General features: G+C 61.7%; 16 protein-coding genes. 9 read left to right on the forward strand and 7 right to left on the reverse strand.

Annotated features, from left to right (window positions below; all coding sequences use genetic code 11):
* The first annotated feature begins 5 nt into the window (after positions 1-5).
* The gene (gene accD, locus AC07OO_RS10185; RefSeq protein WP_495081991.1) at positions 6-878 is read left to right on the forward strand and encodes an acetyl-CoA carboxylase, carboxyltransferase subunit beta; all 873 of its coding nucleotides are present in this window, start codon (positions 6-8) and stop codon (positions 876-878) included.
* Here the strand turns inward: accD and AC07OO_RS10190 are convergent.
* A complete protein-coding gene (locus tag AC07OO_RS10190) occupies positions 875-1,441 on the reverse strand; it encodes a YggT family protein (protein WP_495081992.1) in 567 nt (188 codons plus the stop codon). The genes accD and AC07OO_RS10190 overlap by 4 nt on opposite strands.
* A gap of 108 nt (positions 1,442-1,549) precedes the next feature.
* Here AC07OO_RS10190 and lysS point away from each other — a divergent pair, with 108 nt between their 5' ends.
* Together lysS and AC07OO_RS10200 are read left to right on the forward strand one after the other, a co-directional pair.
* Positions 1,550-3,103 (forward strand): lysine--tRNA ligase, encoded by a 1,554-nt coding sequence (gene lysS, locus AC07OO_RS10195; protein ID WP_495081993.1) that lies wholly within the window; start codon positions 1,550-1,552, stop codon positions 3,101-3,103.
* 78 nt (positions 3,104-3,181) lie between these two features.
* Positions 3,182-3,724 (forward strand): YgjP-like metallopeptidase domain-containing protein, encoded by a 543-nt coding sequence (locus tag AC07OO_RS10200; RefSeq protein ID WP_495081994.1) that lies wholly within the window; start codon positions 3,182-3,184, stop codon positions 3,722-3,724.
* Between the two features lie 15 nt (positions 3,725-3,739).
* On the opposite strand, the gene AC07OO_RS10205 is transcribed toward AC07OO_RS10200, so the two are convergent.
* Positions 3,740-3,988, reverse strand: a complete 249-nt coding sequence (locus AC07OO_RS10205; RefSeq protein ID WP_495081995.1) for an HP1242/YdcH family protein — start codon at positions 3,986-3,988, stop codon at positions 3,740-3,742.
* Positions 3,989-4,248: 260 nt separating this feature from the next.
* Positions 4,249-5,112, reverse strand: a complete 864-nt coding sequence (locus AC07OO_RS10210; RefSeq protein WP_495081996.1) for an MBL fold metallo-hydrolase — start codon at positions 5,110-5,112, stop codon at positions 4,249-4,251.
* Between the two features lie 136 nt (positions 5,113-5,248).
* Between AC07OO_RS10210 and AC07OO_RS10215 the strand changes: the two genes are divergently transcribed.
* Entirely contained in the window at positions 5,249-6,145 is an 897-nt protein-coding gene (locus AC07OO_RS10215) for a LysR family transcriptional regulator (protein ID WP_495081997.1), read from the forward strand.
* A gap of 109 nt (positions 6,146-6,254) precedes the next feature.
* Here AC07OO_RS10215 and AC07OO_RS10220 read toward each other — a convergent pair whose 3' ends face one another.
* On the reverse strand, positions 6,255-8,090 hold the full coding sequence (locus AC07OO_RS10220) for an ATP-binding protein (RefSeq protein ID WP_495081998.1): 1,836 nt from the start codon (positions 8,088-8,090) through the stop codon (positions 6,255-6,257).
* A 100-nt stretch (positions 8,091-8,190) separates the two neighbouring features.
* On the reverse strand, positions 8,191-8,403 hold the full coding sequence (locus tag AC07OO_RS10225; protein WP_495081999.1) for a DUF3820 family protein: 213 nt from the start codon (positions 8,401-8,403) through the stop codon (positions 8,191-8,193).
* Positions 8,404-8,549: 146 nt separating this feature from the next.
* Between AC07OO_RS10225 and AC07OO_RS10230 the strand changes: the two genes are divergently transcribed.
* The 3 genes from AC07OO_RS10230 to AC07OO_RS10240 are packed head-to-tail and all read left to right on the forward strand — an operon-like array spanning position 8,550 to position 11,232.
* On the forward strand, positions 8,550-8,777 hold the full coding sequence (locus AC07OO_RS10230) for a hypothetical protein (RefSeq protein ID WP_495082000.1): 228 nt from the start codon (positions 8,550-8,552) through the stop codon (positions 8,775-8,777).
* Between the two features lie 45 nt (positions 8,778-8,822).
* Entirely contained in the window at positions 8,823-9,200 is a 378-nt protein-coding gene (locus tag AC07OO_RS10235) for a hypothetical protein (RefSeq protein WP_495082001.1), read from the forward strand.
* 37 nt (positions 9,201-9,237) lie between these two features.
* Positions 9,238-11,232, forward strand: a complete 1,995-nt coding sequence (locus tag AC07OO_RS10240) for a S8 family serine peptidase (RefSeq protein ID WP_495082002.1) — start codon at positions 9,238-9,240, stop codon at positions 11,230-11,232.
* Here the strand turns inward: AC07OO_RS10240 and AC07OO_RS10245 are convergent.
* Positions 11,170-11,805, reverse strand: a complete 636-nt coding sequence (locus AC07OO_RS10245) for a rhomboid family intramembrane serine protease (protein WP_495082003.1) — start codon at positions 11,803-11,805, stop codon at positions 11,170-11,172. The two genes, AC07OO_RS10240 and AC07OO_RS10245, sit on opposite strands and share 63 nt — an antisense overlap.
* 1 nt (position 11,806) lies before the next feature.
* Complete coding sequence (nagZ, locus tag AC07OO_RS10250) at positions 11,807-12,901, reverse strand: beta-N-acetylhexosaminidase (protein WP_495082004.1); 1,095 nt, start codon at positions 12,899-12,901, stop codon at positions 11,807-11,809.
* Between the two features lie 190 nt (positions 12,902-13,091).
* On the opposite strand from nagZ, the gene AC07OO_RS10255 reads away from it, so the two are divergent.
* Positions 13,092-14,150: an NAD(P)H-dependent flavin oxidoreductase gene (locus tag AC07OO_RS10255; protein ID WP_495082005.1), complete on the forward strand. Its 1,059-nt coding sequence runs from the start codon at positions 13,092-13,094 to the stop codon at positions 14,148-14,150.
* Between the two features lie 84 nt (positions 14,151-14,234).
* On the forward strand, positions 14,235-15,515 hold the full coding sequence (gene murA / locus AC07OO_RS10260; protein ID WP_495082006.1) for a UDP-N-acetylglucosamine 1-carboxyvinyltransferase: 1,281 nt from the start codon (positions 14,235-14,237) through the stop codon (positions 15,513-15,515).
* Positions 15,516-15,558: the final 43 nt, after the last annotated feature.

A 15,558-nucleotide genomic window follows, 5' to 3' on the forward strand; every position in this document is an offset into this window, starting at 1 on the left:
AACCCATGAGCTGGCTCGAAAAATTACTCCCCCCAAAAATTCAGCAAACCGACCCGGCCGACCGCCGCAGCGTCCCTGAAGGTCTGTGGGTCAAGTGCCCTAGCTGCGAATCTGTGCTGTACAAGACCGATCTGGAGCAAAACCAGAACGTCTGCCCCACCTGCAGCCACCACCACCGTATTGGCGCCCGTGCCCGGCTCAATGTGTTCCTGGACAACGAAGGCCGTTTCGAGATCGGCCAAGAAGTGCTGCCCGTTGACCCGCTCAAGTTCAAAGACAGCCGCAAATATCCCGAGCGCCTGAAAGAGGCGCTGGAGAACACCGGAGAGACCGACGCGCTGGTGGTCATGGGCGGCGCCGTGCATGGCATCAGCCTGGTGGCAGCCTGCTTTGAATTCGACTTCATGGGCGGCAGCATGGGCTCCGTTGTCGGCGAGCGTTTTGTGCGCGGCGTAGAGTCTGCCATCGAACAAAAAGTACCTTTCCTATGCTTCACCGCCACCGGTGGCGCACGCATGCAAGAGGGCCTGCTCTCCCTCATGCAAATGGCCAAGACCAATGCGGCATTGACCCGCCTGGCCAAGAAGGGCCTGCCCTATATCAGCGTGCTGACCGACCCGACCATGGGTGGCGTCAGTGCCGGCTTTGCCTTCATTGGTGACATCGTGATTGCCGAGCCCAAGGCCCTGATCGGCTTTGCCGGCCCCCGCGTCATCGAGTCCACCGTGCGGGTGACTTTGCCAGAAGGCTTCCAGCGCTCGGAGTTCCTGCAGACCAAGGGTGCAGTGGATTTGATCTGCGACCGCCGTGATCTGCGCAAGACGGTTGCCAATTCGCTGGCAATGCTTCAGCGCCAGCCTGCCGACGCAGTGATCTAAAGCGCCACCAGCACGGCAGCCTGCACATTCCCCATCACGATCAACAGAATCTGCACGACCACCAGCAGCACCAGGGGTGACAGGTCGATGCCGCCTACCAGTGGCAGCACACGCCGAATGGGGTTGAGCACGGGCATCACCAGGCGCTGCAGCAGATCGCCCACCGCGGAGTCGTTTTGCACCCAGGACAGCACGGCAAAGGCGATCACCAGGATGGTGATGCCATACAGACACAGATAGACCAGCGCAAACACGGTGTAGACGAGCATGGGCAACGGGCTACCCGCCAAGCCGCTGATCAGCCATAGCAGGCCGAAGCGGGCCAATTCCACAAGGTAGGCGCCCACCAGGCTGGCCAAATCCCAGCGGCCCAGCGCGGGGATGACCTTGCGCAGCGGCAGCACCAGCCAGTCGGTCAGCGCAAAAATGAAGTTGCCCATGGGGTTGCCCGAGCGGGATGACATGGGGATGCGCTGATACTGCATGTAGAGGCGCAGCAGGCAGGTGCTGGCCACCAGACCGGCGGCCACTTCGAGCAAAAGCGAGATGATTTGGTACAGCATGGCGTGTCTTGGGAGGGTGCCAGGATCATAGCGGCTGCCACCCTCTTAGAATTGAGGGTTGCGGCCAAGTCCTTTGGCCAATTATTGTGATTTTCCGAGCCCACCTCCATGTCTGACCTCCAAGCCTCTGCTCCCGCCCCCGCACCCCAGGACGAAAACCAACTGATGCTGGAGCGCCGCGAAAAACTCAAGGCCATCCGCCAGCAGCAGACCGAGGGCAAGGGCGTGGCCTTCCCCAACGACTACAAGCCCAGCCACAAGGCCGAGGCTCTGTTTGCCGAGTTTGACGCCAAGACCCCCGAAGAGCTCGAAGCCCTGGGCACCACCGCCAAGGTAGCCGGCCGCATGATGCTCAAGCGTGTCATGGGCAAGGCCAGTTTCTGCACACTGCAAGACGCGTCCTTTGGCACCACAGGCGGGCGCATCCAGATTTATGTGAAGGGCGAAGACGTGGGCGCGGAGCTGTACGCCGCGTTCAAGCACTGGGACCTGGGTGACATCGTCGCCGCCGAAGGCAAGGTGTTCAAGACCCGTACCGGCGAGCTGTCCATCCACGCCACCAGCGTGCGCCTGCTGACCAAGAGCCTGCGCCCCATGCCCGACAAGTTCCACGGCATGGCCGACCAGGAAATGAAGTACCGTCAGCGCTATGTCGATCTGATGACCGACGTGGACGCCCGCAAGCGCTTCACCGCCCGCAGCAAGGCTGTATCGGCGATGCGCGAGTTCATGGTCGCCAACAGCTTTCTGGAAGTCGAAACACCCATGCTGCACCCCATCCCTGGCGGTGCCAATGCCAAGCCCTTCAAGACCCACCACAACGCGCTGGACCAGGAGATGTTCCTGCGCATCGCGCCCGAGCTGTACCTCAAGCGCCTGATCGTCGGCGGCTTTGACCGCGTGTTCGAGATCAACCGCAGTTACCGCAACGAAGGTATCAGCGTGCGCCACAACCCCGAGTTCACGATGATGGAGTTCTACGCGGCCTACTGGAACTACCAGGACCTGATGGACTACACCGAGGCCCTGATCCGCGACGCCGCCCAGCGCGCCACCGGTTCACTGCAGCTCACCTATGCCGGCAAGCCTGTGGACCTGAGCAAGCCCTTCGAGCGCCTGACGATCGTAGAAGCCATCCGCAAATACACCGACGCGGGCGACAACGTGAATGACCCCGTGTGGCTGACCAACGCCGTCAAGAAGCTGGGCCTGACCGAAGCCAAGAACCGCCTGGAAGGCCGCAGCCTGGCCAGCCTGCAGGTGCTGTATTTCGAAGAGACCGTGGAAGAGAAGCTGTGGAACCCCACCTTCATCATGGAGCACCCCACCGAGATCTCGCCACTGGCCCGCGCCAACGACGAGCGCCCCGAGGTGACCGAGCGTTTTGAGCTCTACATCACCGGCCGCGAATTCGGCAACGGTTTCAGCGAGCTGAACGACGCCGAAGACCAGGCCGCCCGCTTCCAGGCTCAGGTCAACGCCAAGGACAGTGGCGACGACGAAGCCATGCACTACGACGCAGACTTTGTGCGCGCGCTGGAATACGGTATGCCCCCCACCGGCGGCTGCGGCGTGGGTATCGACCGGCTGATGATGCTGCTGACCGACAGCGCCAGCATCCGCGACGTGATCCTGTTCCCGGCGCTGCGCAGGGAAGTCTGAAGGCGGTTCGGCGGGTAGCCGCCAGATCGCATTTGGTAAATCTATCCGCTAGCCCTCGTCGCACCTCGCAGTAGAGCTATGAAAAACGTAGCAAACCAGCAATGGAAGTTTCTGCAGGGCTACCCGGCCGACACGCTGGCCCAGGTGCAGAACATGCTGGACGGCCAGCGCATTGGCACTTGGCTGCGGCATAAATACCCGAGCGCCCACGGCGTGCGCACCGACCGTGCGCTGTACGACTACGTGCAGACGCTCAAGGCCGAACACCTGCGTGGCGCGGAGCCCGTGGCCAAAGTGGCGTTCGACAGCAAGCTGCAGATCGTCCAGCACGCGCTGGGCACGCACACCACCGTGTCACGCGTGCAAGGCAGCAAGCTCAAAGCCAAGCGCGAGATCCGCATTGCATCGCTGTTCAAGGACACGCCCGAGCCGTTTTTGAAAATGATTGTGGTCCACGAACTGGCCCACCTACGCGAGCGCGACCACGACAAGGCCTTCTACCAACTGTGCACCTACATGGAGCCGGCTTACCACCAGTTGGAGTTTGAAGTGCGCCTGTACCTGACGCACCTGGACGCAGTGGGCACGCGCTGCTGGTCGGCTGCCGACAGCAGCGCTTAAAGCTGCAACGCCCCGTCAGGGCTGCAGCAGCATATGGACAATCTCGTCCTTGAGCTTCAGGCGCTTCTTCTTCTCAATCTCCAACGCCTCATCCGTCATGGCGGCGCCAGCACCACCGGTGGTCTCGACCTTGGTGATCGCCTGGTTCAGTTGGTCATAGCTGTCAAATAGCTTGGCGAAGTGCGCATTGCTGGCCCGCAGGTTCTGGATCTTGTCCTTGAACTGGGGAAACTCGGTGGCGATGTCGTGTTTGAGCAGGTTCATGCGCATCCTTCGCAGAGAGTGGCAGGGGGTTGTGGGGGTGTGCACGCCAGGTGCCCACACCCCATGTGTACCACAGCCCCCGCATCCGGGCTACCGGTTCGGGCACAAAGGCCCGCCCCAACGGACGCCCTTTGCGTATGCCGGCAATTTTTCGCCGGGCCGCCCCAAGCTCTGAACCGCTTGGCGGTCAGCCCCGACAGGGAAAAATTAGCCCCCTTGGGGGGCAGCGACACGCGCAGCGGCGGAGCGTGGGGGTCAGATCACCATTTCATCTCGCCCTTGTTGACCTTGGCGCCAATGTCCAGCGCCACGCCCAGACCCGCGTCGGGGTAGGCCTTTTGCAGGCTGGTGATCAGTTCGGCGCTGGTCTTGCTAGCGGCCAGATTCTTCTCAAAGGCTTGCAGATAGGTCTTGGTGTAGGCAATGGCGCTGGCATCCAGGGCGGTGCCGGCGTTCATGTGGCCGGGCACTACCACCACGGGGTTCAAAGCCGCCATCTCGTCCAGCTGCGCCACCCAGGCGCTGCGCTCGGCCGTGGTCTGCGTGTCGGCGGTCCACACATGCAGCTTGCCAAACACGGCGATATTGCCCACGATGGCCTTGATGGACGGAATCCAGGCATAGGGTCGGTGCGCCAGCACGCCCGTGGTGCCGCGGATCTCGACCTTCTCGCCATCCACGGTCAGCGTGGTGCCGGCCAGCGGCTTGGGCAGCACCGGTGTGCGGGGTGCATTGGCGCCCATCTTGGGCCCCCAGAAGGCCACCTTGCCGGCTACCTTGGCGCTCAGCTTCTCCAGCACCGCAGGCGTGGCCAACACCTCGGCCTGGGGAAAGATTTCCTTCAGCGTTTCCACGCCAAAGTAGTAGTCGGGGTCGGCCTGGCTCACAAAGATGGTCTTGAGCTGTTTGCCGCTGTCCAGCACGTTGGCCGCAATGCGCAGCGCGTCGGCGCGGGTGAAGCCAGCGTCAATGACCATGGCTTCTTTCTCACCATAGACCAGTGTGGAGTTGACGTTGAAGCTATTGCCGTCGCCGTTATAGACCTTGATCTGCAAGGGTTGGGCAGCCTGTGCGCCCGAGAAGGCGATGGCCAGCGTGGCAGCGATGAGGGTGGTGCGGAACATGGTGTGGAACTCCTAAAAATAGAGGGGGTTGTGAACTAAAGTTCCGCCAGTTTAGTTTCCATAAACAGACAAATAAACCCCATAAAATGGCCATTACTGTTTCACTATTCGATCAAATACCGGAGCACGCACAACCATGGACCGACTGACTGCTATGCAGGTCTTCGCCGAGGTGGCCACAAGCGGCAGCTTCAGCGCCACTGCTGACAAGCTGGACATGTCCCGCGCCATGGTCACGCGCTACGTGGCCGAGCTGGAGCAATGGCTGGGCGCCCGCCTCTTGCAGCGCACCACGCGCAGCGTCACCCTCACCGACGCCGGAGAGGCCTGCCTGCGGCGCAGCCAGCAAATGCTGGCGCTGATGGAAGACGTGGAGGAAGAAACCGCCACCACCACAGACGGCGGCGCGCTGCGCGGCCAGTTGCGCCTGACCTGCTCCACATCGTTCGCCTATGCCCATCTGGCGGCTGTGCTGTCGGACTTTTTGGCCCTGCACCCACAACTCAAGATCGACCTCAACATCAGCGAAGGCGCGCTCAACCTGGTGGACGCCCGCATAGACCTGGCCATCCGCATCAGCGCCGAGCCCGACCCCATGCTGATCGCCCGACCGCTGGCGCGGTGCGATTCGCTGCTGGTGGCATCACCCACCTACCTGACCCAGCACGATACACCCCAAGCGCCGCAAGACCTGGCCCAGCACCGCTGCTTGAGCCACGCCAATTTCGGCAAAAGTTTGTGGCGCTTTGCACGCGGCACAGAGACCGCCCAGGTGGCCGTGGCCAGCCCCTTCAGCGCCAACGAGGCCACCGCACTGCTGAAGGCTGCCATGGCGGGTGGCGGCATCACCATGCTGCCCACCTATCTGGTCAACCCCGGCGTGGCCGCAGGTGCGCTGCAAGTGGTGCTGCCCGACTGGCAGGTGCCGGCGCTGACGATCTATGCGCTGTATCCGTCACGGCGGAATTTGTCGCCGGCGGTCAGGGCGTTGTTCGATTATTTGGTAGGGAGGTTTGAGGAGGTGCCTTGGTAAGCGAGTTGCTAACGTTGGCTATAGCGCGTTATGGCTAGCTGCGATTTCTCAACAGTTCGTTTGCATCAAGACTGACATGCCAACAATGCCGAGTCTGGGCAATCGAATACTAACTTTTCAAGTTGAACTGAAGGACTTCCTCAAACACTCTATTTCTTGCTCGTGCATCTTGAATGAGCGAATACACAGGCATTACATAGAGATGTAACGGGACTTCATCCTTCGAGCCAATCCGGAAGTCGTTATAGACAACTCGTTCCGTCAATGAAAAGACGTCCTTGAATCCTGTTTGCTTCAGGTCCCTATAAAACTCATTGTCAATTTCAACAATCGAGAAGGCGAACACTTCCCTAACGGTAGGTATCCTGTCTGCAAGTTCGCTCGCGTAAAGGCGACACTGCGTAAGCGCCTTGTTGTTGTCGAAAATATCTGCACCGGGCTTCTTGAACTCGATGATTACTAGCTTGTTCGGATGGTTCTCGCTGTCCTTAGAAAAGAAGGCGGCAACATCAGGTCTTCTTTGCTGCTTCGACTCCACGGAATCCCCGACTTCCTTAACGATTGCCGCTAATGTCTGATCGCTGTAGATGCTCGAATAGGACAAGAACTTGTCATCAACAAGCCAGACGTTGTTCTCACGGATTTCAGCGCCATTGCTCTTTTTCGGAAGAATCGCACTGTGGATTGCGTCTTCCGCACTCTCAGGAGGCATCTTCGCAAGCGAGTCGATTACTAAGGCTCGATGAACGATGTATCTGGCTAGGTCTTCACTGGCAAGGTGCGAGACGTCATCCCATGACACGGGTTTCCCGCTCTCAAGCGCTTCTACGATTTGGTCCTCTTTGCGTGCTTGCTGTGCCCTGTATGTTTTGACCACCTCATCAGCATCTAGGATGGCGGCATCTCCGTTCAACGACTCGATATTGATGAAGGGATAGTACTTCTTGAGCTTCTCGATGTTGTCTGTCTTGAACTGCTCAACGTCTCCCTCAGCGGACTCATTGATCATCGCCATGCATTCTTCGTGAACGCGTGGCATGAGTGTCTCGCGACTGATGGGGGAAACCATATCCACATCCTCGTCGGTCTTTGGGAGTTCCAGTCTCTGTCGCTCGATATTCGATCGCTTGTTGAAGTAGTCTGCTGTAATGAAAATCAGATGCTGACAAATATCGAATCGTTTGCTGATTACGTACTCTTCAATGCAGAGTTCATCAGCGCAGAGCATGGCCACAATGCCTCTTTTAGGAGGCTCATCCCTGAAAAGGTAACAATTGAATTTCTCGCCCTGAAATTCGAATTCTCTAGTTAGTTCAGCCTGAATGCTTTCACCCGAAAAGACATAGGCGTCATCAAACGGCTGTCTTGAATTGTGGGTGAATTTCAGGGTGATGCTTTGTCCGATCTGGTGCTTCAGGAAAAGCAATAAACGCAGATCATTACATATCGAATTCACCAGCTTGGTCACCTGAGTGTTGATTTTCTCTTTCAGACCGCTAAGCGTGATGCTGGTACTTGCTACGCCTGGCTTGACAGACTTCTTGACGTCGTCCGGATTGAAGTCCGGCGTGTACCAAAATTCGACGTACTCATTCGCGAGTTGACTGCTGATTTGGACCCTATTGGCGTACTTGAGAAATGCCAAGCGCCCCACGCCCTTGCCGCCTATGCTGTCTTTATGGCTTGTACAGATTTCATCGAAAAAATTCAGATTTTCGGAAGTGAAGCCTTCACCATCGTCAGTAATGGTGATTTGCTCTAGCGTTCTTCTTTCTTCGCTTCCGGGGGACAGTTCCTGTTGCCTCTCAGAAAAGTGGAGATCAACAGTAATGAATTTGCCGCCTGCATGAATGGAATTCGTGAGTGCTTCACGAATGACATCCCTGGCATTCACGCCTCCCTTGTAGTGTTCAGCGATGAATTTTCTAAGGTTAATCCTTGCCATGCGGTCAGTCTATCACCCGCAACGGTACGTGTTCTTTGCGTTGGTTGATCCGAAACCCATTGTTGTGAAGCTGGCACGGGTCGGGGGCTACCCCCTCCCCTCACCCACCCCGCAGCGGCCTCAACAAATCCTTCAACCCGTTGTGATCAATCTCCTGCATCAACGCCAGCAACCTTCCAATCTCCCCCTTGGGAAACCCGTTGCGCGCAAACCAGTTCAGATAGTCGCCGGGTAGGTCGGCGATCAGGCGGCCCTGGTATTTGCCAAAGGGCATTTCGCGGGTCACCAGCAGTTGGAGGTCTTGGGCTTGCATGGGGTCAAGCATACCGCCTAGTCACCTCTGAATTCGCTATCGTTTTGATAGCTATTCACACCCCATTCACGAGGGCTATGTGCCACAATGGCAAAGAGCAAAAGCGGCCGGGCCGCAGAGCGAAAGTAAGAGAAAAGGATTACCCCATGTCCCGTCCCCATGTTTGGGCCAGCAAGATTGTCACGTTGATCCAGGGTGGCAACACCCAGGCGGCGTTGGCACAGATCAAGGTGGCACCCTCGGTCACCGATGTGGAGCAGCTGCGCACGCTGCTGACCAAGGCCAATCTACTGGCGCGCAACCCAGTGCTGGACGCCGCTACGCAAGACCAGATTGCCGCGCTCAAAGGCTCGCGACTGCACCGTGCGCCCTGAGCACCGACGTCGTCACCACCACCCCACCCTGACCGGAGAAAAATTGTGAACATCCGTAACGCTCTGGTACTTGGCGCATCAGTCTTGGTCTTGCTAGCCTGCGCGCGTGACACGGGCTACCACCCGCCGCCGCCCTTGCCACCGCCCGACCTGGTCACCAGCATGCCACCTGGCAGTCTGGTGAGTCTGCGCGTGGTCGTGCAGTTCAAGGAAAGCGTGGCCTACAACGACCCTGCATTTCTGAACACTTTGCAAAAGCAGGCGCAGGCACCGGTGCAGTACAGTGCTTCGGTGTCGGTCGATACCCATATCTACACCCTGCAGATTCCAGCCAACCAAGACCCGGCCGGCGCCCTGCAGCGCCTGGGCACGCTGCCTTCGGTGGAGCGGGTGGAGATTGATGAAAAAGTAAAAGCCAATTAACTGGCAAAGTGAGCCATTCAATCAAGAGAACACTGGGATGCCCAAGTCAGGAATGCACATCTACGGCGTGGCGGCCACCACCACCCTGCTGGTGGCAACAAGCGTTTCGCTATATGCGCTAGCGCAAACCCAGAACCCGGCCACGGCCGTCAAGTCTTCCGCACAAGCCGAGCGGCGAGCTGTGTGGGCTGGCGCCCAACAGCCGCGCCTGAACCGGCTGATCGTCAAGTTCAAAGACGATGCGGGCACCGGCAGCAAGAACAGTGCGCACAGCGTGGCCTCGGCGCAGGAGCGTGTGAAGGCCTTGAACACCTTCTCGGTCTCCAGTAGGGCCGGCGGTGCAGCGCTGTCGTATCTGAAGTCGGTATCGGGCCACACGCATGTGGCGCGCACCAGCCAACCCATGACGCATGCCGAGCTGAGCGCACTGGCGCAGACGGTGGCGCAAGACCCGCGCGTGGAATACGCCGAGGTGGACGAAAAGGTGTATTCGCACTTTCTGCCCAACGACACCTTCTACACCGCCCAGCAAGGCAATCTGCAGTCGCCCTATGTGGTGGCCGGTGGCGCCAACCTGCCCAATGCCTGGGGCCGCAGCGTGGGCGGCGTGCCGGTCAGCGGTGCGGGCGTCACGGTGGCCGTGCTGGACACCGGCTACCGCCCCCATGCCGACCTGGCGGCCAATATCGTGGCTGGCTACGACTTCATCAGCCAGGACGGCTTTAACGACTTCACCACCGCCAACGACGGCAATGGCCGCGACGCCGATGCGCTGGACCCCGGTGACTGGAACACCAACACCAGCCTGTGTGACGCGGAAAACTCGTCATGGCACGGCACCCGTGTGGCCGGCATCATTGCCGCCGTGGGCAACAACAATGCGGGCGTCATTGGCATTGCCTACCGCGCCAAGATCCTGCCGCTGCGCGTGCTGGGCGTGTGCGGCGGCTTTACGTCCGACACCACAGCCGCCATGCAATGGGCCGCAGGCTTGGCAGTGCCGGGCGTGCCCGCCAACCCCAACCCGGCCAAGGTGCTGAACATGAGCTTTGGGCGCAGCGGCGCCTGCTCGGCCACCTACCAGGCCGCCGTCACCGCCACGCGCAATGCGGGCACCACCATCGTGGTGTCCAGCGGCAACGAAGGCTCGCAAACCGCCATCACCCAACCGGCCAACTGCGCGGGCGTGATCGGGGTGACGGCCCACACCTCCACAGGCGCCAATGCCGACTACGCCAACATCGGCCCCGGCACCAGCATCAGCGCCATGGGCAACAACATCTACACCACCAGCAATACGGGCACCACAGTACCCGCGGCGGATAGCTTTGATGCCCGCTCGGGCACCAGCTTCTCGTCGCCCCAGGTGGCGGGTGTGGCCGCACTGCTGATGCAGCTCAAGCCCGACGCCAGCCCGGCGGAGGTGCAGACCTACATCATGAATTCGGCGCGGCCCTATGCCGCTGGCACGCTGTGCGCCACCCGCACCGACTGCGGCGCGGGCCTGCTGGATGCGTTCCGGGCTGTGCACACGCTGCTGCAGGCCCAGGGCATTGCCAATGCCGCGCCGGTGATGAACCCCTTGCCCACACAGTATGTGCTGCCCAATGGCGCGCTGCAGTTCACCGCGACGGCCAGCGATGCCAATGGCGATGAGATCGCCTTCATTGCCACCGGCGTGCCCGCAGGCGCCACCTTCAATGCAGTGACCGGTACCTTCACCTGGCTCAAGGCCACGCCGGCGGGCGACTACACCGTGGTGATACAGCCGACGGATAGCGCGGTGCTGGGCGCAAGCATCTCAGTAAAAATTTCGGTGACGACAAACATACCCGCTACACCCGTGACACCGGTCGTACCAGACCCTGTCGTTGCCCCGCCCCTGACCTTGACCCCGATCGCCACGCCTAGCGGTGGTGGGGGCGGTGGCGCTTTAGGCTGGCTAGACTTGGTGGCCGGGCTGCTATTGCTAGCGGCTGCCGCTTGGGCCCGCAGCCAGCCTGCGCCGCAGATGCGCCAGGAGCACCGCTAACAGGCCACCCAGCGCCCCGGCCTCGTGCGCCGGGTAGTAGGTAGCCACACCCAGCCAGCCGGGCGCGGAAGCATCTGCCCCCCCGTGCTGCACCAGCAGCTTGGCGGCCAGGCCTAGTAACACCAGGCAGCCCAGGGTGCGGGCTCGTGTCCATGCTGCCGGCCAATGCCCCTGCGCAAGCACCAGCGCCAGCGCGCTGCCGGCCAGCAGGCCATGCAGTGCGCCCGAAGCGCCCGCGTAGTGGGTGCAATGGGCGTTCAGTGCCAGCACAGCGGCCACCCCCACGTAACCCCCCACCAAAGCAAGGGCCTGCAGCCACCCGGCAACGAGGTTTTGAAAAGCCAGCAACAAGACCACCAAGCCCGCCGCATTGGCAACTGCGTGCAGCATGCCCCAGTGCACCCATTGCGCGCTCAGCAGTTGCCACACAGCTCCTGCTTCATAAGCGCCGCGGTCAAACTGCCAAGCCCTTGCCAGGCCCAGCCACATCTGCGCCGCCAAGGTAAAGGCAACGAAACCCAGCGCCCACGCTGCCACTGCCGGGCGCAGGTGGGTGTGGGGGGCTTTCACCACGTCAGACGATCCAGTCCAGCGCGTGCATGTAGGTGCTCTGCACCATCAGCGCATCCCACTCCACCGCAGGGCTGGTGGGCAGCAGCGCGCGGCGGCGCAGTTCGCTGGCGTCGTTGGGCTGCCAATGGCCCTTGACCTGGGCCTCGGTCAGCCCGTCTATCAACTCGTCGATAGCGCTGCCACCGCCTTCGCTGCTGGCCAGTGATTGGTTGCACAGCAAGGCCATGTCGCAGCCGGCAGCCAGTGCAGCCAAGGCGGCCTGCGTGTAGCTCAGGCTCTGCCCTTCCAACTGCCGCGCGCCGGCCATGGACAAGTCGTCGCTGAAGATGGCGCCGCCAAAGCCCAGCTCGCCGCGCAAGATGTCGTTCAGCCACCGGCTGGAGAAGCCGGCCGGGCGCGTGTCCACCTTGGGGTAGATCACATGGGCGGGCATGACGCTGCGCACCGTGTTGCTGAGCCAGCGGTAAGGGGCTGCGTCGTCGGCCAGAATGGTCTTGAGGCTGCGCTTGTCCACGGGGATGGCGGTGTGCGAATCGGCCGCCACAAAACCGTGGCCGGGGAAGTGCTTGCCGCAGTTGGCCATGCCGCTTTGCAGCAGCCCCGTCATCACACTCTTGGCCAGCAGGCTGACCACGCGCGGGTCGCGGGCAAAGGCGCGGTCGCCGATGACGCTACTGCCACCATAGTCGAGGTCGAGCACCGGCGTAAAGCTCAGGTCCACGCCGCAGGCGCGCAGCTCGGCGCCCAGCACGTAGCCGCAGGCGGTGGCGGCATTGGTGGCATCCATGGGGCCGGTGTGGCCCTTGCCTTTGGGTTCCTGCATCCACATCTCGCCCAGCGCGCGCATGGGCGGCAGGTGGGTGAAACCATCGGTCTTGAAGCGCTGCACGCGGCCGCCCTCGTGGTCCACACAGATCAGCAGATCGGCGCGTATCTTTTTGATGTCGTGGCACAGAGCGGTGAGCTGGGCACGGTCTTGCCAGTTGCGGGCAAACAAAATCAGCCCGCCCACCAGCGGGTGCTTCAAGCGCTGGCGGTCTTGGCGGGTCAGTGCAGTGCCGGCGATGTCGATGATGAGGGGGGCGTGGAAGGTCATGGGAATAGACTGTAAAAGTGGCTTGCTACCAATTCAGTAGCTGAATACGCATATTGTACGAGGGCTGCAGCCAAACCAGCCAAATGCCTATGGCCTCAAAAAGACCTGCCCACCGGGTCGGGCTATGCCACTTGGTGCACACTGGGCAGTCAAGCCTGCAACCACCACCCCACTCCAGCCACACACTGCCATGACGCTGCAAACACTTCTGGGCATTGAGCTCCCCATCATCCAAGCACCCCTGGCGGGCGTGCAGGCCAGTGCGCTGGCCATCGCCGTTTCGGAGGCCGGCGGTCTGGGCTCTCTGCCCTGCGCCATGCTGAGCCTGGAGGCGCTGCACCAGGAGCTGGCGGCCATACGCGCCCGCACCGACAAGCCCTACAACGTCAACTTCTTCTGCCACACGCCGCCCGAGCCCGACGCGCAGCGTGAGGCTACCTGGCGCGCCGCATTGGCACCCTATTACGGCGAATACGGCATAGACGCCGACACCATTGCCCCCGGCCTGGGGCGTATGCCTTTTGACGACAAGGTGGCCGACATCGTGGCCGCGTTTGCACCGCCGGTGGTGAGCTTTCACTTCGGCCTGCCCAGCGCCGCGCTGCTGGCGCGGGTGCGCGGCTGGGGGGCCAAGGTCATCGCGTCGGCCACCACGGTAGAAGAAGGACTGTGGCTGCAAGAGCGGGGGGTGGATGCCGTCATCGCCCAGGGGCTGGAGGCCGGCGGCCACCGGGGGCATTTCCTCAGCGACGACCTGAGCGCGCAATTGGGCACGTTTGCGCTGGTGCCGCTGTTGGTACGGGCGCTCCAGGTGCCCGTGATCGCCGCCGGCGGCATTGCCGACGCCCAGGGCGTGGCCGCCGCCATGGCATTGGGCGCCGCCGGTGCGCAGGTGGGCACGGCCTATATGCTGTGCCCCGAAGCCACCACCAGCGCCGTGCACCGCGCCGCGTTGCAAAGCGATGCGGCACGCCACACAGCACTGACCCACCTCTTCACCGGGCGGCCGGCCCGCGGCATCGTCAACCGCGTGATGCGCGAGCTGGGGCCGCTGAACCCGGCCGCACCCGCCTTCCCAACCGCCACCACCGCCATCGCCCCGCTGCGGGCCAAGGCCGAAGCCAAAGGCTTGGGCGACTTCTCGCCGCTGTGGTCGGGCCAGAACGTGAGCGGCTGCAAGGCGGTACCGGCTGCGCAGCTGACGCGGGAGCTGGCCCTCGGCGTGGCAAAATCGCATCCTTTGCCATAGTAATCGCCTGCTTCGCCATTCCGGGGCTGCGCTAGTCGCAAAAAAACCCCGACTCGGCTCTCACTCCCCCTACCCACCCACACCATGTCTACTTTTGAAATCGAAGGCGGCGTTGCGCTGCGCGGCACCGTGCGCGCTTCCGGCAACAAGAACGCGATCCTGCCGATGATCGCGGCCTGCATACTGACCGACCAGGAGATGGTGTTGGATAACGTGCCCGACATCATCGACGTGCGCCACATGTTGGACGTCATCACCGCCATCGGCGGCAAGGTCGAGCGCAGCGGCCAGCGCGTCAGCATCCACGTGGCGCAGGTCAACACCCACGAGATCAGCCGCGAGCTGTGCAACAAGGTGCGCACCTCCATCCTGTGTGTGGCTCCGCTGTTGCACCGAACCGGCAAGGCCAAGCTCTACCCGCCCGGCGGTGATGTGATCGGCCGCCGCCGGCTGGACACGCACTTCTACGGCCTGCAGAAGTTGGGCGCCACGGTGGACTCCAACGGCAGCTATGCCTTCGACCTGCCGGACCGCCTGCGCGGGGCCGAGATGTTCTTTGACGAGCCCTCCGTCACCGGGACCGAACACATCCTGATGGCCGCGGCCGTCAGCGAGGGCCAGACGCTGATCCGCAATGCGGCCTGCGAGCCCCACGTGCAGGATCTGGCGGTGATGCTCAACGCCATGGGCGCCAAGATCAGCGGCATTGGCACCAACCAGCTCAGTATTGAAGGCGTGCCCTCGCTGAATGGCACTACGCACCAGGTCTGCCATGACCACATCGAGGCGGCGTCTTACCTGGCGCTGGCGGCGGCCACCGGTGGCGAGATCAAGGTCGAGGGAACGGACCTGCATTCCTACTGGATGTGCCACCGCGTGTTCGAGACGTTGGGCGTCAAGATCGAGCTGTACAAGGACCACATCTACCTGCCTGCCAACCAGGTGATGCGCATCACGCGCGACAACGACGGCACGATGCCGGTGATTGGCGACGGCCCCTGGCCCCAGTTTGCATCGGACCAGATGAGCTGCATGATCACGCTGGCCACGCAGGTGGAAGGCAATGTGCTGTTCTTCGAAAAGATGTTCGAGTCGCGCCTGTATTTTGTGGACCGCCTGATTGGCATGGGCGCCAACGCCATCGTCTGCGATCCGCACCGCGTGGTCATCAGCGGGCGCTCCAAGCTGCGCGGCACGACCATGGTGTCGCCCGACATCCGCGCCGGCATGGCCCTGATCGGTGCAGCCCTGTGCGCCACCGGCAAGTCCACCGTGCAAAACGCCAATATGGTGGAGCGGGGTTATGAGCGCATTGAAGAGAAGCTGACCAGCCTGGGTGCGCGCATCACGCGCAAGGCTTCATAGGACTAGGCACACTGCCCACTACTTAATCTATAGCATTACTGCT

This window comes from Rhodoferax sp. GW821-FHT07G04 (assembly GCF_059418585.1).